The sequence below is a fragment of the Mesorhizobium australicum genome, from assembly GCF_900177325.1.
Lineage (GTDB): Bacteria > Pseudomonadota > Alphaproteobacteria > Rhizobiales > Rhizobiaceae > Mesorhizobium_A > Mesorhizobium_A australicum_A.
In genome coordinates this window covers 3,308,122-3,326,791 of sequence record NZ_FXBL01000004.1, presented here as the reverse complement: position 1 = coordinate 3,326,791, position 18,670 = coordinate 3,308,122, and the positions used below count along the sequence as shown (strand labels likewise).

The window sequence follows — 18,670 nt, the reverse complement described above, 5'->3', positions numbered from 1 at the left end:
GCACGCCATGGAGATCGCATCGACCCCTGAAGCCAGCCTCGATCCTCTGGCGATAGCGGAAAGCTGGAAGGCAGCGGGCCGCGACGTGGCGCTCGCCACCGTCGTGGAGACCTGGGGCTCGGCCCCGCGCCCGGTCGGCAGCCACCTCGTCATCGACGCCGATGGAAATTTCCACGGCTCGGTCTCGGGCGGCTGCGTCGAGGGCGCGGTTGTGGCCGAGGCGGTGGACGTGATTGGTTCGGGGAGCCCAAGAATGCTCGAATTCGGCGTTGCGGACGAGACCGCCTGGCGGGTCGGGCTCTCCTGCGGCGGCCGGATCAAGGTTTATGTCGAGCGGCTGGCCTGAGCGATGGACCTCAAGACCCTCCGCGAGTTGAACGAGGCTCGCACGGCGCGGCGCGCTGCGATCCTGCTCACCGATCTCGCCGATGGCTCCGCTCGTGTGATCCATGAGGGGGACGAGGTGGTGGGCGACCTCTCGGCGGCGGTTGCCAAGACCTTCCGGTCCGGCGTTTCCGGGACCGTCGAGGCCGACGGCAGGAGCTGGTTCCTGAACGCACACCTGCCGCCGCCGCGCATCGTCGTCATCGGCGCCGTGCATATAAGCCAGGCGCTGGCGCCGATGGCGCGCCTCGCCGGTTATGACCTGGAGGTGATCGATCCACGCACGGCGTTTGCGACGCCCGAGCGGTTCGAGGGTGTCTCGCTCTTCGCCGACTGGCCGGAGACGGTGCTGCAGGAAAGGCCGCTCGACGCCTATTGCGCGCTCGCGGCGGTGACGCACGATCCCAAGATCGACGATTTCGCGCTGAAGGCCGCGCTCGACGCGGGCTGCTTCTATGTCGGGGCGCTCGGCAGCCGCAAGACGCATGCGAAGCGGGTCGAGCGGCTTGCCGCACTCGGCGCGAGCCAGGCGCAGATCGCCCGCATCGCCGCACCGATCGGCCTCGACATCGGTGCGGCGAGCCCGGCCGAGATCGCGGTCGCGGTGCTGGCGCAGATCATCGGCGCGTTCCGCTCGCGCGGCCTAGCGGGAAGAGGTGCCGCGTGAGGTTCGGGCCGATCGCGCTCGGCGAGGCGGAAGGCGCCATCCTGGCGCATTCGACCAGCGTCGGCGACGTCAGGCTGCGCAAGAGCCATCGCCTTACGGGCGCAGACGTCGCGGCGTTGCGCGCGGCGGGCATGAGCGAAGTAATCGCCGCCGTACTCGATGCCGACGACGTGGCGGAGGACGAGGCAGCGCGCCGCGTTTCAGCCGCGCTGACCTTTTCGGGTATCGTCGCGAGGGCTCCCGCCACCGGACGGGTGAACCTGCACGCGCAGGCGGCCGGTGTGTTCACGGCCGACAAGACGTTGATCGACGCGATCAACCGCGTCGATCCGGCGGTGACGATCGCGACGGTGCCCGATCACGCCGCGGTCGCAGCGGGCCAGATGGTCGCAACGGTGAAGATCATCCCCTTCGCCGTTTCGGAGAAGGTGCTCGCGACGGTGGAGCGGCTGGCCCAAGGCGGATCCGCCTTCGACGTCCATCCCTTCGCCGCGCGCCGCGTCGGCCTGATCCAGACGGTGCTGCCCTCGCTGAAGGCCAGCGTCATGGACAAGACAGGGCGCATCACCGCCGGGCGGCTCAGGCGGTCGGGCAGCAGCATCGTCGGCGAGGAACGCGTGGCGCATCGCGAAGACGCTCTCGCGCCGGCGATAGAAGCCATGGCCGCACGGGCCGACATGCTGCTGATCTTCGGCGCGTCGGCGATGTGCGATCCAAACGACGTGATTCCCGCGGCGATCCGCGCGGCGGGCGGCGAGGTTCTGGCCGCCGGCATGCCGGTCGATCCGGGCAATCTGCTGGTGCTCGGACGCCTCGGCGGCAGGCCGGTGCTTGGCGCGCCCGGCTGTGCGCGCAGCCCGAAGGAAAACGGCTTCGACTGGGTGCTCGACCGACTGATGGCCGGCCTCGACGTGACGGCGGACGAGATCGCCGGCATGGGGGTGGGGGGGCTGCTGATGGAAATCGCCACCCGGCCCGAACCGCGCGAGCGCCCGGTGCCGGCGGCGCGAACGGCCGTGCATGCGGTCGTGCTCGCGGCGGGGCGGTCGAGCCGCATGGGCGGGCCGAACAAGCTGCTCGCCCTTTTTCACGGCGAGCCGCTGGTGCGACGCGTTGCCGAGGGCGCGCTGGCGAGCGAGGTCGCCGGCGTCACCGTCGTGACCGGACACCAGGCCGAACGCGTGCGCGCCGCGCTTGACGGGCTCGGTGTCTCCTTCGCGGCGAATCCGGATTTTGCCACTGGCCTGGCGAGTTCGCTCAAGGCGGGCATCGGCGCGCTGCCTGACGAAGCCGCCGGCGCGCTGATCCTGCTCGCCGACATGCCCGAGATCGAGGCGGGCGACCTTGACCGACTGATCGACGCCTTCCGCCGCTCCGGCGGCCGCGCGATCGTGCGCGCGACGCATGAGGGCAAGCGCGGCAATCCCGTGATCCTGCCGCGCGCCGTATTCGCGGAGGTCGCGCGCATCGAGGGCGATACCGGTGCGCGTCACGTCATCGAGGCGGGCGTGGCGGAGGTGCTGGACGTGGAACTCGGCCGTTCGGCGAGCCTCGACGTGGACACGCCAGAGGCGTTGATGGCGGCGGGCGGAGCGCTGCAGGACTGACCGCGGATCATTTCGCCGCGCTGTGCTTGATGTCTTCGCCGAGGTCAGCGGGCCCGGCACTTTCCCAACCTTCGCGGTCGGCGCGCAGATAGGCGACGAAGCGGAGGTTCCCACCGCCGGAAATGGCCCGCAGGGCCACGTCGTCGGGAAGGATCACCTCGCGGCCATAGGTCTCGCGGCGCGGCAGTCTCAGTTCGGGAATCCCCAACTCGATCAGTTCGGTGCAGAACAGGCGCCCACTCTCGTCGAGCCGGTAGTGATGGTCGAATCGTGTGCCAACGAGCGCGAAAAGCCTGGCGATGGCGGCTTCCTTCCGCTCCCTGGCGAGTTGTGGCCGCAACAGCACCACTCGGTCGGTGTCTGCGAGATGGGCAACCGGCGCCAGTGCTGTGCTGTGGGCCTGTGCCGATTCGATCACCGACCGGCCTTCGCGGATCGCCTGATGGTGAGGAACGATCGCCGGATGATTCCAGAGACCCAGGGCTTTCAAGTCACGCTCCGAGCCCAAGTAGACGGCCGAATGGCCGAAGAGTCCTGCCCCGGTGTGCCCGGAGAGGCGATGTTTGTTGCTGAAGAGGAACACGTCGAGCGGCCGCATGCGCGCACGCAAATAGTCAAGCGCGCTGCTGCCCGAGTTGAGGCGGCCATGCCGCCACTGCACCGCGGAGATCGCCATGCCGATCGCCGGAGCCGCCGGCTCCGCGATGCTGATCAGCCACGGCGGATAGGCGCCGACCTCATTCTTGTGCCGGGCCGTGGTCGTGCAGGCCCCCAGCCCAACGAGTAAGAACAGCGCGAATACCCTCAGCCCAAGCGCCGGCTTGCCTGCCGCGATGCCGTTCCGTTTCATAGATCCAAACCCCGCCCGTCATGGTCCTGATATGCACTGGACGGGCAGGCGCCTTGATCCGCGTCAACGGACAGATGACAAGAAGTCGGTCGGAGGGAAATCGGCGCGCGAGCTGCGCGCGAAGTGACTGGATATGGCGAGATCTGAAAGATTGGCTCCCCGGGCCGGATTCGAACCAGCGACCAACCGGTTAACAGCCGGTTGCTCTACCGCTGAGCTACCGGGGAACACTGGTGCTCATCAAAGTGCGGTGCCTATAGCAAACCCGATTCAGATTTGCCAACAGGGCAGCGGCGATTTTTTCGGCGATTTGCCGCAGGCCGGTCGCAATCCGGGCGCGGTGCGCCGATATGCGGGGCATGGAACGGACCGCGCATGCATCTATCCGAGACCGATCGATGACCGAGGGCGAGACGGACAGCCGGCCGAACGAGGAGCGTCCGGCGCCGAAGATCAGGCTTTTCGGGCGCGAGATCGCGCTGCCGAGGTCGCGCCTTCCGCGGCTGCTGCTCGGTGGAGGCCTGGTGCTCGGCGGCACGGTGGGCTTCCTGCCGGTGCTGGGATTCTGGATGATTCCGCTCGGGCTTTTCGTGCTGGCGCACGATTCGCCGTCGATACGGCGCTTCAACCGGCGCTCCGGGGTGTGGCTGCGGCGCAAGCTGCAGAAGAAGGGCTGAAAGGTCGCGGGCGCCTGGCAAGGGAAAAGAAACGCAAGCGCATGCGGACGGCTTGTGGGCCAGGATTCCCTCTGTTAACAGAGCGCCGTTCGCACCCGCGAGGCCTCGTGGCGGAGTGGTTACGCAGAGGACTGCAAATCCTTGCACCCCGGTTCGATTCCGGGCGAGGCCTCCAGTGGGTGCGCAACATCATGGGCCAGCCTGAGCATAGCGAGCCCGGCGGCCTGACCATTTGCGCGGGACTGGGCGGCCGAAAATGATGGCAGATTTCTCCGGATTGCGGACCAAGATGGTCGACGGACAGGTGCGGACCACCGACGTCACGTCGCTGCCTCTGCTCGACGCGCTGCTGTCGGTTCCGCGCGAGGAATTCGTTCCGGCCGCAAAGAAAAGCCTCGCTTATATCGATGAAGACCTGGAGATCGCGCCTGGGCGCTATCTGATGGAGCCATCGCCCTTCGCGCGCATCGCACAGCTCGCCGAGATCCAGCCCGGCGACTTCGTCCTCGATGTAGGGGCGGGCACCGGCTACTCCTCGGCCGTGCTGTCCAAGATCGCCGGTTCGGTCGTGGCGCTCGAGCAGGATCCCGCGCTCGCCGAGAAGGCGCAGTCGGTTCTGTCGGCGCTTGGCTACGACACTGTGGCGGTGGTCGAGGGACCGCTGACGGCCGGCTATCCTGCGCAGGCTCCCTATGACGTTATCGTGATCGAGGGCGCGGTGGAGCAGATTCCCCAAGCCCTGTTCGACCAGCTGAAGGATGGCGGGCGCCTGGTGGCGGTCGAAGGCCTCGGCAATTCGGGCGTCGTGCACATTTATGTGAAGCACGGATCGTCGGTATCCGCGCGCCGGGCGTTCAACGCGGCGGTTAAAGCGTTGCCCGGTTTCAACAATGCCCCGGTTTTCGAATTCTGACCGCTTGATTTGAATCGCGCATGCAACCATGTTGGCCAAGCGCGAGCGACGAATCCGCCGATCGACAAGGCGGGAGCGTTTGCGCAACGGGGTGTGCGCTGACCTTCCGAGGCCGCCACGCGTGGTTGAACTGAAGCCGGTCGTCCGACTGGCCAGGAATCGAGGTCAGTCGTGTCCGTCGTGCGCAAACTGTTCGTTTTGGGCATCTCATCAACGCTGTTGATGGGAGCATCTCCCGCTTTCGCCGAAACAATTTTCGGCGCGCTTTCAAAGGCTTATCAATTCAACTCCGAACTGAATTCGGCGCGGGCGGGTGTGCGGGTCACCGACGAAGGCGTAGCGATCGCCAAGTCCGGATACCGACCGCAAATCACCGGTTCGGGCAGCATCAACTATGCCTCGCAGGCTGGCGTGAGGCTGACCACCGGTTCCTTCGGCGTAGCGATTTCGCAGTCGCTGTTCGACGGCTTCCAGACGCGCAACAATGTGCGCGCAGCGGAAGCGCAGGTCCGCGCTTCCAACGAGGGGCTGCGCAACACGGAACAGAACATCCTGTTCAATGCGGCCAGCGCCTATATGGACGTGATCCGCGATCGGCAGATCGCGGTGCTCACCGAGCGGAACCTGCAGTTCCTGGTCGAGCAGGTGCGCGCGGCGCGGTCGCGCTTCGAAGTGGGCGAGGGCACACGCACCGACGTGGCCCAGGCGGATGCGAGCCGCTCGGCGGCTGTCGCCCAGCTCGCCGCGGCGCGCGCGACAGCGGCAGCCAGCGAGGCGCTCTATCGGCAAATTATCGGTGAGGCGCCCGGTAAGCTGAGCGGCGCGGGACCGGCCAAGGGCCTGCCCAGCGGGATCGACAAGGCGTTCGTGGTCGCGGCGGCGGAACATCCGGCGATCGTCGCCAACAAGCACCTGGTCGACGCTTCCGACTATTCAGTGAAGGCTGCCGAGGGGGCGCTGCTGCCCCAGATCACTGCGTCCGCAGGTGTGTCGCAAAACTATTCGGAGTCGCTTCCAGGCGTCGGCGGCAGCGATCGGTGGAGCGATCGCGCCAATATCGGTGCGACGCTGACGGTGCCGATCTATTCGGGCGGTCGCACGTCCGCGACGGTCCGGCAGCGCAAGGAGTCGCTCGGCCAGGCGCGTATCGAGGTTGATGTCGCCCACGATCAGGTCCGCCAGGCCGTGGCGTCCGCCTGGACGCAGTACCAGGCCGCGAAAGAGAGCGTCGTGGCCAACCGCGACCTCGTCTCGGCGGCTCAGCTTGCGCTGAACGGCGTGATCGAGGAGCGCAATGTCGGCCAGCGAACGACGCTCGACGTGCTGAATGCACAGGCCGATGTGATCACCGCGCAGATCAACCAGATCAGTTCGGAGCGAAATCTGGTCGTGGCGAGCTATGCGATCATGTCGGCGATCGGGCGCCTCAGCGTCCGCCAGCTCGGCCTCAACGTCGCTGAATACAAGCCGCAGGAGCATTACAACGCGGTCAAGGACAAGTGGATCGGGACGCGCACGCCTGACGGGCGCTGACCGGGCCGGACCACTAATCCTGTGCGCAAATCCGAATAAGCCGCGGCGGGGATTCACCGTTCGCGCCGTGTGAGTTACCCTGAAGACCTGATTCGAAAAGCGAATCCTCAGTTGCGGGGTAAAGGGATATGCCGTCACAGGCAGCGGAGGCAGTGGTCCAGCAGTTGGGAGGCGCGCAACGCGAGCCTTCAATGGAAGAGATCCTCGCTTCGATCCGGCGCATCATCGAAGACAGCGATTCCGGACGTTCCGCCGAGGACAACATCATTCCGCCGGCTGCCAACACCTCGTCTCCCGGCGCGGAGCGCGGTGACATCGACGCGTTCCGGGAGGAATTCCGTGGCGCGGGCCGCCCGGCCGAGATCGTAGAGCCGGCGGCGCAGGCACCGCGCCCGGCCGTCCCGGCGCAGCCTGCACCTGCCGCCGTCGATCGTCCCGTTCCCGCTGCGACCCGGACCGAGCGTCCGCTGCAGACCGCGCATGTCGAACCGGTCTCCAGTCCAGCGACGCAGCCAGACTGGAAGCAGCGCCTTGCGACGCCCGCCGGCGTGGAGCCGGCACCCGTTACGCAGGGGGCTGCGTCGGAAGCGGCGCGGACGTCGATCATTTCGGACGTGGCCGGCCGTCAGGTCGCCGCCGCCTTCGGGGAACTGTCGGACGCCTTCGCGGCGAGCCGACGCCGTTCCTTCGACGAGATCGCGGAAGAGATGATCCGTCCAATGCTGCAGGAATGGCTGGACAACAACCTGCCGACGCTGGTTGAGCGCCTCGTGCGCGAGGAGATCGAGCGCGTGGCACGGGGCGCGGCGCGCTGAGCCTTGCCGCGCGGCCCGACCGGGCCTAAATTTGGCGCATGAAGTCGTTGCGCGTCGTTCTCCTGATATCCGTGCTTGCTGCCGGTGCGCTGCCTGCTGCGGCGATGCGCATGGAGATACCGGCCGAGCCAGGGCGGAGCTGCGACGACAATCGCAGTCCGACGATCCTTCTGTCGAACGTGCCAAAGGGCACAAGCTCGCTCAAGCTTCGTATCCGCACGCTGGGCGGAATCTCCGAGATTCCGACTGTGAAAGTCCTGCCCTACGCGGGCAACCGGCTCGCTCCGGGAGCGGTGCGCCATTTCATCGGCTGCGACGCTGGCGGCAAGGGCAGTTTCGTCGAGATCCGGATCATGGCGCGCGACACGCAGGGCAAGGTGCTCGCAAGCCGCAGCGACAGCGTCTACTATCCCGGGTGGTAGGCGCTACGGTCCACGCTATCCGTCCGTAGGATTTTCGGGCAGAGAGCGGGAAAGCGTCGCGGCGCGTGGCAGTTGACTCCCATCCGGGCTTTCGGTTTACAGCGACACCATCCTCCCCCAGCCGCACGGTCCGTCCCAATGCTCGACAAGACATATGATTCAAAGGCGATCGAGCCCCGGATCGCGAAGACCTGGGAAGACGAAGGCGCGTTCCGCGCCGGCGCTGGAGCGGAGGAGGGGGCCGAGCCCTTCGCGATCGTGATCCCGCCGCCCAATGTGACGGGCTCGCTGCACATGGGCCATGCGCTCAACAATACGCTGCAGGACATCCTCGTCCGGTTCGAGCGCATGCGCGGCAAGAACGTGCTGTGGCAGCCGGGCACCGATCACGCCGGCATCGCCACCCAAATGGTCGTCGAGCGCAGGCTGATGGAGAAGCAGATCCACCGCCGCTCGCTGACGCGCGACGAGTTCATCGACAAGGTCTGGGAATGGAAGGCCGAGTCCGGTGGCATCATCGTCAACCAGCTCAAGCGGCTCGGTGCGTCCTGCGACTGGTCGCGCGAACGCTTCACCATGGACGAGGGCCTGTCCGAGGCCGTGCTCGAAGTGTTCGTCACGCTCTACCGGCAGGGGCTGATCTACAAGGACAAGCGGCTGGTCAATTGGGACCCGAAGCTGCTGACCGCCATCTCCGACCTCGAGGTCGAGCAGGTCGAGATCAACGGCCATCTCTGGCATTTCCGCTATCCGGTCGAGGGCAAGGTCTACGATCCGGAGGATGCCTCGACCTACATCACCGTCGCGACGACGCGGCCCGAGACGATGCTGGGAGACACTGCGGTCGCGGTGCATCCGGACGACGAGCGATATCGCGATCTCGTCGGCAAGAACGTCGTGTTGCCGATCGTCGGGCGAAGGATTCCGGTGGTGGCGGACGAGTATTCCGATCCGGAGAAGGGCACCGGCGCGGTGAAGATCACGCCAGCGCACGACTTCAACGACTTCGAGGTCGGCAAGCGGCACGATCTGCCCGCCATCAACGTCCTGACGGTCGAGGGCGCGATAAATATCAACGATAACGAGGATTTCCTCGAAGGCGTTGAAGTGACGGCGCTGCGCCAGGGCGTGTGGGACCAACTGCATGGCCTAGACCGGTTCGAGGCGCGCAAGCTGATCGTGAAGATCATGGAGGAAGGCGGCTTCCTGGCGAAGATCGAACCGCACAAGCACATGGTGCCGCATGGCGACCGCGGCGGCGTGCCGATCGAGCCGTTTCTCACCGACCAGTGGTACGTCAACGCTGCCGAACTCGCGAAGCCGGCGATCGCGTCCGTTCGCGAGGGCAGGACGAAATTCGTGCCGAAGAACTGGGAAAAGACCTATTTCGAGTGGATGGAGAATATCCAGCCCTGGTGCATCTCGCGCCAGCTGTGGTGGGGCCACCAGATCCCGGCCTGGTACGGGCCAGACGGGCATGTCTTCGTCGCCAAGACGGAAAAGGAGGCGCTGGATGACGCCGTCGAATATTATCTGGCGCTCGAAGGTCCGTGGAAGGCATTCGTGCAGGAAAAGCTCGACAATTTCGAGCCGGGCGCGATCCTGACCCGTGACGAGGACGTGCTCGACACCTGGTTCTCGTCGGCGCTGTGGCCGTTCTCGACGCTCGGCTGGCCGAACCAGACGCAGGAGCTGAAGACCTATTACCAGACCGATGTGCTGGTGACCGGCTTCGACATCATCTTCTTCTGGGTCGCCCGGATGATGATGATGGGCCTGCACTTCATGGACGAGGAGCCGTTCCACACGGTCTACGTCCACGCGCTGGTGCGCGACAAGAACGGCGCCAAGATGTCGAAGTCGAAGGGCAACGTCATCGATCCGCTGGAACTGATCGACGAATACGGCGCCGACGCGCTGCGCTTTACGCTGACGATCATGGCCGCGCAGGGGCGCGACGTGAAGCTCGATCCGGCGCGCATCGCCGGCTACCGCAACTTCGGCACCAAGCTGTGGAACGCGACGCGCTTCGCCGAGATGAACGGGGTGGCGCGCAACGACGAATTCTGGCTTGCCGATGCGAAGCTGACCGTCAACCGCTGGATCCTGACCGAACTCACGCGCGCCGCGCGCGAAATCACCACAGCGATCGAGACCTTCCGTTTCAACGACGCGGCGGGTGCGGCCTACCGCTTCGTCTGGAACACGTTCTGCGACTGGTATCTCGAACTGCTGAAACCGGTCTTCAACGGCGAGGACGTGTCGGCCAAGACCGAATCCCAGGCGGTCGCGGCCTTCGTGCTGGACGAGATCTACAAGCTGCTGCACCCGATGATGCCGTTCATGACGGAGGAGCTGTGGGCCCACACGGCGAGCGAGGGGCAGACGCGCAACACGCTGCTCTGTCATGCGGCGTGGCCGAAGCCGGATTTCGAGGACGCCGACGCGGCCGCCGAGATCAACTGGCTGGTGGACCTCGTCTCCGGCATCCGCTCCGTGCGCGCCGAGATGAACGTGCCGCCGTCTGCGGTGGCGCCGCTCTGCGTGATCGGAGCGGGCAAGGAAACCGAAGCGCGGCTGGAGCGCCATGCGGCGGCGATCGCGCGTCTCGCACGCGTCGACAACGTCGGTCAATCGACAGCCGCGCCGAAGGCCTCGGCGCAGATGGTGCTCGGGGAGGCGACCTTCGCGCTGCCGCTCGGCGACCTGATCGACGTCAAAGCGGAAGCCGCGCGGCTGGCCAAGGAGGTCACCAAGGTGGAGGGGGAGATCTCCCGCGTCGAAAAGAAGCTCGACAACCCTCAGTTCGTCGCCAAGGCGGCGGACGAGGTGGTGGAGGCGGAGCGCGAAAAGCTTGCCGAGTTCAATGAACAGCTTGGACGGCTGAAGACGGCGCTGGCGCGGGTGAGCTGATCAAGAGCATCAATTTCGTCTTTAGACGCAACCGAGAATTGGTCAGAATGAAAAGCTTCGCGGAGAGGCTGATTGGCAAGTCGATTAAGAAAGTCGAAGTTTCCGACTCGCGTGGTAGTATTTTTGTTATCCTATCGGACGAGAGTGTATTTACGGTCTACACCGAGGTCATTTTTATGCAGACCTGCGCCAATGATCAGACCATCGAGCGTGTTGTAAATTCTGATGAAAAAGTGACTTTGTACCTAAGTGGCGATGATCACGTCACGATATCTACCGACCGCCAGCGTTTTTCCGACGTGGTCGAATTCTTCGTCTATCACGACAAATATGGCTATGTGGTCGAAAATTAACGTCCGGCAGACTGCCCGGCTGGCTCTGAATGAGAGACCTTCCCGCTCTGGAAACGCGTCGCGATTGAGCCTAAAGGAGTAGCGAGCCAAAGAGGCAACGAACAATCAGGATCGGAAATGCCCGCTTATCGTTCCCGCACCACTACCCACGGCCGCAACATGGCCGGCGCGCGCGGCCTCTGGCGCGCCACCGGCATGAAGGACTCCGACTTCGGCAAGCCGATTATCGCGGTGGTGAACTCGTTCACGCAGTTCGTGCCCGGCCACGTCCACCTCAAGGATCTCGGCCAACTCGTGGCGCGCGAGATCGAGGCGGCGGGTGGCGTTGCCAAGGAATTCAACACGATCGCAGTCGATGACGGCATCGCCATGGGTCATGACGGCATGCTCTATTCGCTGCCGTCGCGCGAGCTCATCGCCGACAGCGTCGAATACATGGTCAATGCGCACTGCGCCGACGCGATGGTGTGCATCTCCAACTGCGACAAGATCACGCCCGGCATGCTGATGGCGGCGATGCGACTCAACATCCCGGCCGTCTTCGTCTCGGGCGGCCCGATGGAGGCAGGCAAGGTCGTGCTGCAGGGCAAGAAGGTCGCGCTCGACCTGGTCGACGCGATGGTGGCCGCAGCCGATGACAAGGTGTCCGACGAGGACGTGAAGACGATCGAGCGCTCGGCCTGTCCGACCTGCGGCTCGTGCTCGGGCATGTTCACCGCAAACTCGATGAACTGCCTGACCGAGGCGCTCGGCCTGTCGCTGCCGGGCAACGGCTCGACACTCGCAACGCATGCCGATCGCAAGCGTCTGTTCGTCGAAGCCGGCCATCTGGTTGTCGATCTGTGCCAGCGCTACTATGAGCAGGACGACGACAGCGTGCTGCCGCGCTCGATCGTCACGAAGGAAGCTTTCGAGAACGCCATGGCGCTCGACATCGCCATGGGCGGCTCCACAAACACCGTGCTGCACATCCTTGCCGCGGCTTACGAAGGCGAGGTCGATTTCACCATGGATGACATCGACGCGCTGTCGCGCCGCGTGCCGGTGTTGTGCAAGGTCGCGCCGGCCAAGAACGACGTCCACATGGAGGACGTGCATAGGGCAGGCGGTATCTTCGCCATCCTCGGCCAGCTGGACCGCGCCGGCCTTTTGCACCGCGACCGACCGACCGTTCATACCACGACCATGGGCGATGCGATCGACCGCTGGGATATCTCACGCACGAACAGCGCTTCCGTCCGCGAATTCTTCATGGCCGCCCCCGGCGGTGTGCCGACGCAGACGGCGTTCAGCCAGGATCGGCGCTGGGACGAGCTCGACCTCGACCGCGAGAAGGGCGTCATCCGCTCCGCCGAGACGCCGTTCTCCAAGGATGGCGGTCTGGCGGTGCTCAAGGGCAACATCGCGCTCGACGGCTGCGTGGTGAAGACGGCGGGGGTGGATGAATCCATCCTCAAGTTCACCGGCCCGGCCGTGGTCTACGAGAGCCAGGACGCGGCGGTGAAAGGCATTCTCGCCAATGAGGTCAAGGCCGGCGACGTCGTCGTCATCCGCTACGAGGGTCCGCGCGGCGGCCCGGGCATGCAGGAGATGCTCTATCCGACCAGCTACCTGAAGTCGAAGGGCCTCGGAAAGGCCTGTGCGCTGCTGACCGACGGACGTTTCTCCGGCGGCACGTCGGGGCTCTCGATCGGCCACGTCTCGCCGGAAGCGGCGAGCGGCGGGGCGATCGGGTTGGTGCGTGCGGGCGACATCATCGAGATCGACATCCCCAACCGTGCGGTCAATCTCAAGGTCGGCGAGGAAGAGCTCGCCCGCCGCCGCGCCGAGCAGGAGAAGCTCGGCTGGAAGCCGGCGGCAGCGCGCAAGCGCAATGTCACCACGGCGCTGAAGGCCTATGCGGCCTTTGCCGCCAGCGCCGACCGGGGCGCGGTGCGCATCCTGCCCGAATAAGCGGATTTTCAGCCTTTCCGCAGCGCCGCGGCCCCTCCGGGGGCCGTTTGCGTTTCTGCGTCGCCGGGCTTTGTGACGATTCGGCAACACTCTTTCAACATCCCTTGCGCTATAGAGCGGAGGGGACGAATTGCCTACTTCCCGCCATAAACCCGGAGCACCCCGAAGGCGACTTCGAGCGCAGCCCACCGGGCCGCAGGACAAGGCAGCGCCGCAGCCAAGCGGCCGCAACCAAAAGGGACGCCGTGACCAACAGCATTGGCATGAAGGCTGGAAACAGTCTCCTCCGCATTGGCGAAGGAAGCCTTTCCGTTTTCATGACTGTGTCCGTGGATGCGGCGTGGGCGCAGGGCAGCGTCCGGGCGATGCGTAGAGCGTGAGTGATTTTGACTGAGATGCGGATACAGGGATCCATACGAGTCGGCGCTGTCGCGGCCGGCCTGCTGCTGGCAGGCATGGGCTCGGCCTTGGCGCTGGACCCGGCTTCGACGGGTGGCGCACCGTTGTCTAACCCCTGGGAGGCGCTGCGCGACGGCTTCGACAAATATCGCAGTGGCCACAAGGGCGAGGCGATGGAAGCCTATCGCTATGCGGCCGAGAAGGGCCAGCTCGGTGCACAGTGGAAGCTCGCGCGTATGTATGCCGACGGCGACGGCGTCACGCAGAACGACTACGAGGCCTTCAAGTTCTATTCCCAGATCGTGAACCAGGGCGTCGAGCACGGCAGTGTCGAGGCGGCCTACGTCTCCGACGCGCTGGTGGCAATCGGCGGCTATGTGCGCAAGGGCATTCCGGGAAGCCCGGTCAAGGCCGATCCTGTGCTTGCGCAGGAATACTATCGCGACGCCGCCACCAACTACCGCAACCCGACGGCACAGTTCGAGCTCGGCCGCATGTTCCTCAACGGCGAGGGCGTGAAGGCATCCGTCAAGCAGGCCGGCCGTTGGCTGCAGCTTGCGGCGGAGAAGGGCCATGCCGGCGCGCAGGCCACCCTCGGCAACCTCCTCTACCAGCGGGGCAAGGTGGTGCGCGGCCTGGCGATGTTGACGGCGGCCATGGAGCGCGCCGATCCGCGCGACCGCCAGTGGATCGGCGGCATGCAGGAAGAGGCCTTTGCGCTGGCGACCGAGGCCGACCGCCGCACGGCGATCGCGCTCGCGCAGGACATGCTCGGCGGCGCCAAATAGGCCCGGCCTCTCAGACGGGGACGGTGATTTCCAGATCTATGGCGACCGGCACGTGGTCCGAGGGCTTTTCCCAGGACCGCACGTGTTTCTCGACGACCGCACCACGCAGCGTGTTCGACGCTTCAGGCGACAGGAGCAGATGGTCGATGCGGATGCCGTTGTTCTTTTGCCAGGCGCCGGCCTGATAGTCCCAGAACGTGTAGACCTCGGGCGAATCGGTCACGGAGCGGATCGATTCCGTAAAGCCCAGCGACAACAGCCGGCGGAAGGCCTGCCGCGATTCGGGCTGGAACAGGGCGTCGTTCACCCAGTCCTGCCAGCGCCTGGCGTCTTCCTTCTCGGGGATGACGTTGTAGTCGCCAGCGAGCACCAGCGGTTCCTCCAGGCGAAGGCGTTCGGCCGCCCAGCGTTCGAGCCGGGCCATCCAGCGCAGCTTGTAGCCGAACTTGCGGTCTTCCGAGATCGGATTACCGTTCGGCAGGTAGAGCGAGACGACGCGCAGCGCCGTCTTGCGACCCTTGGCGTCCACGACAGAGAACACGCCCTCGATGAAGCGCGCCTGGTCGTCTTCGTCGTCACCGGGAAGGCCGCGGATCACTTCGTCGAACGGTAGCTTCGACAGGATCGCGACGCCGTTGAAGCCCTTCTGGCCATGCGTCTCGATATTGTAGCCGAGCGCCTCGACGTCGGCGCGGGGGAACCCTTCATCGACCGTCTTGATCTCCTGGAGGCAGACGATGTCGGGCTGGCTCTCCTTGAGCCAGGCGACGAGATTCTCGATGCGCGCCTTGACACCATTGATGTTCCAGGTGGCGATCTTCATCGCGGTTCAGATCGAGAAGCTGGTGCCGCAGCCGCAGGAGGCGACCGCGTTCGGGTTCCTGATCTGGAAAGACTGGCCCATCAGGTCGTCGACGAAGTCGATTACCGAACCGCCCATGTAGATGAGCGACAGCTCGTCGATCAGGATCGTCGCGCCGTTCTTCTCGATGGCGAGGTCGTCGTCGTTGCGGCTGTCGACCAGGTCGAACTTGTAAGAGAAGCCCGAGCAGCCGCCGCCCTCGACGGAAACGCGCAGTGCCGACTTGCCCGGCTCCTTCGCGACGATCTTGGCGACGCGGGACGCCGCTGCGTCCGTCACGTCGATGCCCTTCATGGCAGTCTTGGCGTCCGTGCCCATGGCGTCACCTTGCATTCGTCTCTCAGCAATAGGTATGAAGCGCGACTATCCAAGTCAACCAGCGGCGGTTTGCCATGTCCGGGGAGAACAGCGCCTTCGAGGGCATCGGCTTCGGCTATCGCCCGAGGGCCGCCTATGCCAGCGACCCGGCGCGGTCGCGGGGGCGCTTCTATGATGAGATGGAAAGCCCGACGCGTTCGCCTTTCCAGCGCGACCGCGACAGGATCATCCACTCGACCGCCTTCCGGCGGCTCAAGCACAAGACGCAGGTGTTCATCGCGCATGAGGGAGACCACTATCGCACCCGCCTGACGCACTCGATCGAGGTGGCGCAGATCGCCCGTGCGCTCGCCCGTGCGCTGCGGGCCGACGAGGACCTCGCCGAAGCGGTGGCGCTGGTCCACGATTTCGGCCACACGCCGTTCGGACATACGGGGGAGGACACGCTGAACGAGTGCATGGCCCAGTTCGGCGGCTTCGACCACAATGCGCAGGCGCTGCGGGTCGTGACCAAGCTGGAGCGCCGCTATGCCGAATTCGACGGCCTCAACTTGACCTGGGAGACGCTGGAAGGGCTCGTCAAACACAACGGGCCGCTGGTCGACGCGGCGGGCAAAGGTCTGAAGGGGCCTGTGCCGCGCTCGATCCGCGACTTCAACACACTCTACGACCTTCATCTTGGGGAACATGCGGGGCTTGAGGCGCAGTGCGCGGCGATCGCCGACGACATCGCCTACAATGCGCATGACATTGACGACGGGCTGAGGTCGGGCCTCCTGAAGCTCGACGCGCTCGAAGAGGTGAGCTTGCCGGCCGGAATTCTCGCCGAGGTCCACCGTCTCTATCCGGCGCTCGACCCGGTGCGGACGGGACACGAACTCGTGCGGCGCCAGATCACGCGCATGGTGGAGGATGTGATCGTGATGGCGCAGGCAAGGCTCGCCGAGACGAAGCCCGGCAGTGCCGACGACGTCCGCAGGGCAGGGAGGGCCATGGTGGTGTTCTCGCCGGACATGACCGCGCAGGAGGCGGAGCTGAAGGCGTTCCTCTATCGCAATCTCTACCGCAATCCGACCGTGATGGCGGTGCGCGCGGAGGCGGACCGGGTGCTGCGCGAGCTCTTCGCGCGATACTTGGCCGATCCCGGCGAGATGCCGGAAGGCTGGCGCGGCGTGCTCGCCAATGCCACCGAAACGGTCAAGGCGCGGCATGTGGCGGATTTCCTGGCCGGCATGACCGACACCTATGCGCTCAAGGAGCACCGGCGCCTGTTTGACCATACTCCCGATTTGGGATAGGCGCAGCCGCGGCTTGCGCCGGCGGCGCAGGCTCCGGAATTCTTCGATACGGACGATGCGATGAACATTTTCGCCGACTTCAACGCGCGGATCAGGACGGTGGTGGACGCGCTCGCGCTCACGCCCAGGGACGGTGGGGCGCTGGACACCAGCCGCGTCACGGTCGAGCCGCCGCGAGATCCTTCGCACGGCGACCTCGCCACGAACGCGGCGATGGTGCTTGCCAAGAGCGTCGGCGAGAATCCGCGCGCGCTGGCGGAGAAGATCGCAGGCGCGTTGCGGGGCGATGCCGACATCGCCTCGGTCGAGGTTGCCGGGCCGGGCTTCATCAACCTGAGGCTTTCGGATGGCTTCTGGCATGGGACGCTGAAGGCGATGCTGGCGGCTGGCCCCGACTATGGCCGCTCGCAGCTCGGCGCCGGGCGCAAGACCAATGTCGAATACGTCTCGGCCAATCCGACCGGCCCGATGCATGTCGGCCATTGCCGCGGCGCGGTGGTGGGCGACGTGCTCGCCAATCTGCTCGCCTTCGCGGGCTACGATGTGACGAAGGAATATTACATCAACGACGCTGGCGTGCAGATCGACGTACTCGGCCGCTCGGTGATGCTGCGCTACCGGCAGGCGCTGGGCGAGGAGATTGGCGAAATTCCGCCGGGCCTCTATCCGGGCGACTATCTCGTGCCGGTCGGCGAGGCACTGGCTAAGGAGTTCGGCCGGGGCCTCAACCAGATGCCGGAAGACGAGGCGCTGGCGATCGTCAAGGACCGTACGATCGACGCCATGATGGTGATGATCCGGGAAGACCTCGCCGCGCTCAACGTCCATCACGAAGTGTTCTTCTCGGAGCGCACGCTTCACGCCGATGGCGGCCGCAAGATCCGCACGGCGCTGAACGAGTTGACGATGAAGGGCCATGTCTACAAGGGCAAGCTGCCGCCGCCAAAAGGACAGCTGCCCGAGGACTGGGAGGACCGCGAGCAGACTCTGTTCCGCTCGACCGAGATCGGCGACGACATCGACCGGCCGCTGGTGAAGTCGGACGGCTCCTACACCTACTTCGCGGCCGACGTCGCCTATCTCTACGACAAATATGCACGCGGCTTCAAAGAGATGATCTTCATTCTGGGCGCCGATCACGGCGGCTATGTGAAGCGTATGCAGGCGCTGGCGCGCGCCGTCGGCGGGGACGAGATCGAACTCACCGTCCTGCTCTGCCAGCTCGTGAAGCTGTTCCGCGACGGCGAGCCGGTGCGCATGTCGAAGCGCTCCGGCGACTTCGTCACGCTGCGCGACGTGGTCGACGAGGTCGGGCGCGACCCGATCCGCTTCATGATGGTCTACCGCAAGAACGACGCGCCGCTCGACTTCGACTTCGCCAAGGTGACGGAGCAGTCGAAGGACAATCCGGTGTTCTACGTCCAGTACGCCTCGGCGCGGTGCCACTCAGCGATGCGGCAGGCCGAGGAGCAGCTTGGAGTTGCGCTGCCGGCCGTCGGCGACCTGGCAGCGAGGGCGCATCTGCTCGTGGATGAGAGCGAGATAGCGCTGGTCAAGAAGCTCGCCGAATATCCGCGCCTAATCGAGGGCGCCGCACTCGCCAAGGAGCCGCACCGCCTGGCTTTCTACCTCTACGAAGTGGCGACCGCGTTCCATGCGCAGTGGAACCGCGGCAATGACAACCCCGGCTTACGGTTTGTTAAGGTTAACGACCCAGAATTGACCTATGCCAGACTTGGGCTGGTGCAGGCTGTTTCCGGCGTTCTATCGTCCGGACTGGCGTTGATCGGAGCCGAAGCGCCCCGGGAAATGCGCTAGTTTCCCCCGGAAAACCTGTCACCTTTTGCCCACATTGCGCTGGTACGGCCACTTGTTCCTGGCGCCACGTCGGGACGGGTTTTGAGTGTGGGAAAAAACG

Annotated in this window: 17 protein-coding genes and 2 tRNA genes; 15 read left to right on the top strand and 4 right to left on the bottom strand. The window is 65.4% G+C overall.

The window, feature by feature from the left end:
• Window positions 1-7 precede the first annotated feature (7 nt).
• The 3 genes from B9Z03_RS18875 to B9Z03_RS18865 are packed head-to-tail and all read left to right on the top strand — an operon-like array spanning window position 8 to window position 2,658.
• A complete protein-coding gene (locus B9Z03_RS18875) occupies window positions 8-346 on the top strand; it encodes an XdhC family protein (protein WP_085465619.1) in 339 nt (112 codons plus the stop codon).
• 3 nt (window positions 347-349) lie between these two features.
• A complete protein-coding gene (locus tag B9Z03_RS18870) occupies window positions 350-1,051 on the top strand; it encodes an XdhC family protein (RefSeq protein ID WP_085465618.1) in 702 nt (233 codons plus the stop codon).
• The gene (locus B9Z03_RS18865; RefSeq protein WP_085465617.1) at window positions 1,048-2,658 is read left to right on the top strand and encodes an NTP transferase domain-containing protein; all 1,611 of its coding nucleotides are present in this window, start codon (window positions 1,048-1,050) and stop codon (window positions 2,656-2,658) included. The genes B9Z03_RS18870 and B9Z03_RS18865 overlap by 4 nt, the downstream gene beginning before the upstream one ends.
• A gap of 7 nt (window positions 2,659-2,665) precedes the next feature.
• Here B9Z03_RS18865 and B9Z03_RS18860 read toward each other — a convergent pair whose 3' ends face one another.
• Together B9Z03_RS18860 and B9Z03_RS18855 are read right to left on the bottom strand one after the other, a co-directional pair.
• Entirely contained in the window at window positions 2,666-3,508 is an 843-nt protein-coding gene (locus tag B9Z03_RS18860; RefSeq protein WP_085465616.1) for a YiiX/YebB-like N1pC/P60 family cysteine hydrolase, read from the bottom strand.
• Window positions 3,509-3,660: 152 nt separating this feature from the next.
• Window positions 3,661-3,735 (bottom strand) — tRNA-Asn (locus B9Z03_RS18855).
• Window positions 3,736-3,906: 171 nt separating this feature from the next.
• On the opposite strand from B9Z03_RS18855, the gene B9Z03_RS18850 reads away from it, so the two are divergent.
• The 10 genes from B9Z03_RS18850 (at window position 3,907) to B9Z03_RS18805 (ending at window position 14,274) form a co-directional block, all read left to right on the top strand.
• Window positions 3,907-4,185, top strand: coding sequence for a hypothetical protein (locus tag B9Z03_RS18850; RefSeq protein ID WP_176247558.1), 279 nt, complete (start codon window positions 3,907-3,909; stop codon window positions 4,183-4,185).
• A gap of 101 nt (window positions 4,186-4,286) precedes the next feature.
• Window positions 4,287-4,360: transfer RNA gene (locus B9Z03_RS18845), tRNA-Cys, on the top strand.
• Between the two features lie 81 nt (window positions 4,361-4,441).
• On the top strand, window positions 4,442-5,098 hold the full coding sequence (locus tag B9Z03_RS18840) for a protein-L-isoaspartate O-methyltransferase family protein (RefSeq protein WP_085465615.1): 657 nt from the start codon (window positions 4,442-4,444) through the stop codon (window positions 5,096-5,098).
• Window positions 5,099-5,320: 222 nt separating this feature from the next.
• A complete protein-coding gene (locus B9Z03_RS18835; RefSeq protein WP_085467747.1) occupies window positions 5,321-6,631 on the top strand; it encodes a TolC family outer membrane protein in 1,311 nt (436 codons plus the stop codon).
• A 191-nt stretch (window positions 6,632-6,822) separates the two neighbouring features.
• Entirely contained in the window at window positions 6,823-7,446 is a 624-nt protein-coding gene (locus B9Z03_RS18830) for a PopZ family protein (protein WP_139832328.1), read from the top strand.
• Window positions 7,447-7,484: 38 nt separating this feature from the next.
• Window positions 7,485-7,868, top strand: a complete 384-nt coding sequence (locus B9Z03_RS18825; protein WP_085465613.1) for a hypothetical protein — start codon at window positions 7,485-7,487, stop codon at window positions 7,866-7,868.
• A 138-nt stretch (window positions 7,869-8,006) separates the two neighbouring features.
• Entirely contained in the window at window positions 8,007-10,781 is a 2,775-nt protein-coding gene (locus tag B9Z03_RS18820; protein WP_085465612.1) for a valine--tRNA ligase, read from the top strand.
• A gap of 47 nt (window positions 10,782-10,828) precedes the next feature.
• Complete coding sequence (locus tag B9Z03_RS18815) at window positions 10,829-11,134, top strand: hypothetical protein (protein ID WP_085465611.1); 306 nt, start codon at window positions 10,829-10,831, stop codon at window positions 11,132-11,134.
• A 117-nt stretch (window positions 11,135-11,251) separates the two neighbouring features.
• On the top strand, window positions 11,252-13,087 hold the full coding sequence (gene ilvD / locus B9Z03_RS18810) for a dihydroxy-acid dehydratase (protein ID WP_085465610.1): 1,836 nt from the start codon (window positions 11,252-11,254) through the stop codon (window positions 13,085-13,087).
• Window positions 13,088-13,482: 395 nt separating this feature from the next.
• Window positions 13,483-14,274 (top strand): tetratricopeptide repeat protein, encoded by a 792-nt coding sequence (locus B9Z03_RS18805; protein WP_085465609.1) that lies wholly within the window; start codon window positions 13,483-13,485, stop codon window positions 14,272-14,274.
• A gap of 10 nt (window positions 14,275-14,284) precedes the next feature.
• Here the strand turns inward: B9Z03_RS18805 and xth are convergent, their stop codons facing one another.
• Together xth and erpA are read right to left on the bottom strand one after the other, a co-directional pair.
• Window positions 14,285-15,097: an exodeoxyribonuclease III gene (gene xth / locus B9Z03_RS18800; RefSeq protein WP_085465608.1), complete on the bottom strand. Its 813-nt coding sequence runs from the start codon at window positions 15,095-15,097 to the stop codon at window positions 14,285-14,287.
• 6 nt (window positions 15,098-15,103) lie between these two features.
• A complete protein-coding gene (erpA, locus tag B9Z03_RS18795) occupies window positions 15,104-15,454 on the bottom strand; it encodes an iron-sulfur cluster insertion protein ErpA (RefSeq protein WP_085467746.1) in 351 nt (116 codons plus the stop codon).
• A 74-nt stretch (window positions 15,455-15,528) separates the two neighbouring features.
• On the opposite strand from erpA, the gene B9Z03_RS18790 reads away from it, so the two are divergent.
• Window positions 15,529-16,752, top strand: a complete 1,224-nt coding sequence (locus B9Z03_RS18790; protein ID WP_085465607.1) for a deoxyguanosinetriphosphate triphosphohydrolase — start codon at window positions 15,529-15,531, stop codon at window positions 16,750-16,752.
• Window positions 16,753-16,812: 60 nt separating this feature from the next.
• On the top strand, window positions 16,813-18,570 hold the full coding sequence (argS, locus tag B9Z03_RS18785) for an arginine--tRNA ligase (RefSeq protein WP_085465606.1): 1,758 nt from the start codon (window positions 16,813-16,815) through the stop codon (window positions 18,568-18,570).
• Window positions 18,571-18,670: the final 100 nt, after the last annotated feature.

Coding starts and splice junctions, on each gene's coding strand:
- B9Z03_RS18875 (WP_085465619.1), top strand. CDS start 8: ATGGAGATCGCATCGACCCCTGAAGCCAGCCTCGATCCTCTGGCGATA.
- B9Z03_RS18870 (WP_085465618.1), top strand. CDS start 350: ATGGACCTCAAGACCCTCCGCGAGTTGAACGAGGCTCGCACGGCGCGG.
- B9Z03_RS18860 (WP_085465616.1), bottom strand. CDS start 3,508: ATGAAACGGAACGGCATCGCGGCAGGCAAGCCGGCGCTTGGGCTGAGG.
- B9Z03_RS18850 (WP_176247558.1), top strand. CDS start 3,907: ATGACCGAGGGCGAGACGGACAGCCGGCCGAACGAGGAGCGTCCGGCG.
- B9Z03_RS18840 (WP_085465615.1), top strand. CDS start 4,442: ATGATGGCAGATTTCTCCGGATTGCGGACCAAGATGGTCGACGGACAG.
- B9Z03_RS18835 (WP_085467747.1), top strand. CDS start 5,321: ATGGGAGCATCTCCCGCTTTCGCCGAAACAATTTTCGGCGCGCTTTCA.
- B9Z03_RS18830 (WP_139832328.1), top strand. CDS start 6,823: ATGGAAGAGATCCTCGCTTCGATCCGGCGCATCATCGAAGACAGCGAT.
- B9Z03_RS18825 (WP_085465613.1), top strand. CDS start 7,485: ATGAAGTCGTTGCGCGTCGTTCTCCTGATATCCGTGCTTGCTGCCGGT.
- B9Z03_RS18820 (WP_085465612.1), top strand. CDS start 8,007: ATGCTCGACAAGACATATGATTCAAAGGCGATCGAGCCCCGGATCGCG.
- B9Z03_RS18815 (WP_085465611.1), top strand. CDS start 10,829: ATGAAAAGCTTCGCGGAGAGGCTGATTGGCAAGTCGATTAAGAAAGTC.
- ilvD (WP_085465610.1), top strand. CDS start 11,252: ATGCCCGCTTATCGTTCCCGCACCACTACCCACGGCCGCAACATGGCC.
- B9Z03_RS18805 (WP_085465609.1), top strand. CDS start 13,483: ATGCGGATACAGGGATCCATACGAGTCGGCGCTGTCGCGGCCGGCCTG.
- xth (WP_085465608.1), bottom strand. CDS start 15,097: ATGAAGATCGCCACCTGGAACATCAATGGTGTCAAGGCGCGCATCGAG.
- erpA (WP_085467746.1), bottom strand. CDS start 15,454: ATGGGCACGGACGCCAAGACTGCCATGAAGGGCATCGACGTGACGGAC.
- B9Z03_RS18790 (WP_085465607.1), top strand. CDS start 15,529: ATGTCCGGGGAGAACAGCGCCTTCGAGGGCATCGGCTTCGGCTATCGC.
- argS (WP_085465606.1), top strand. CDS start 16,813: ATGAACATTTTCGCCGACTTCAACGCGCGGATCAGGACGGTGGTGGAC.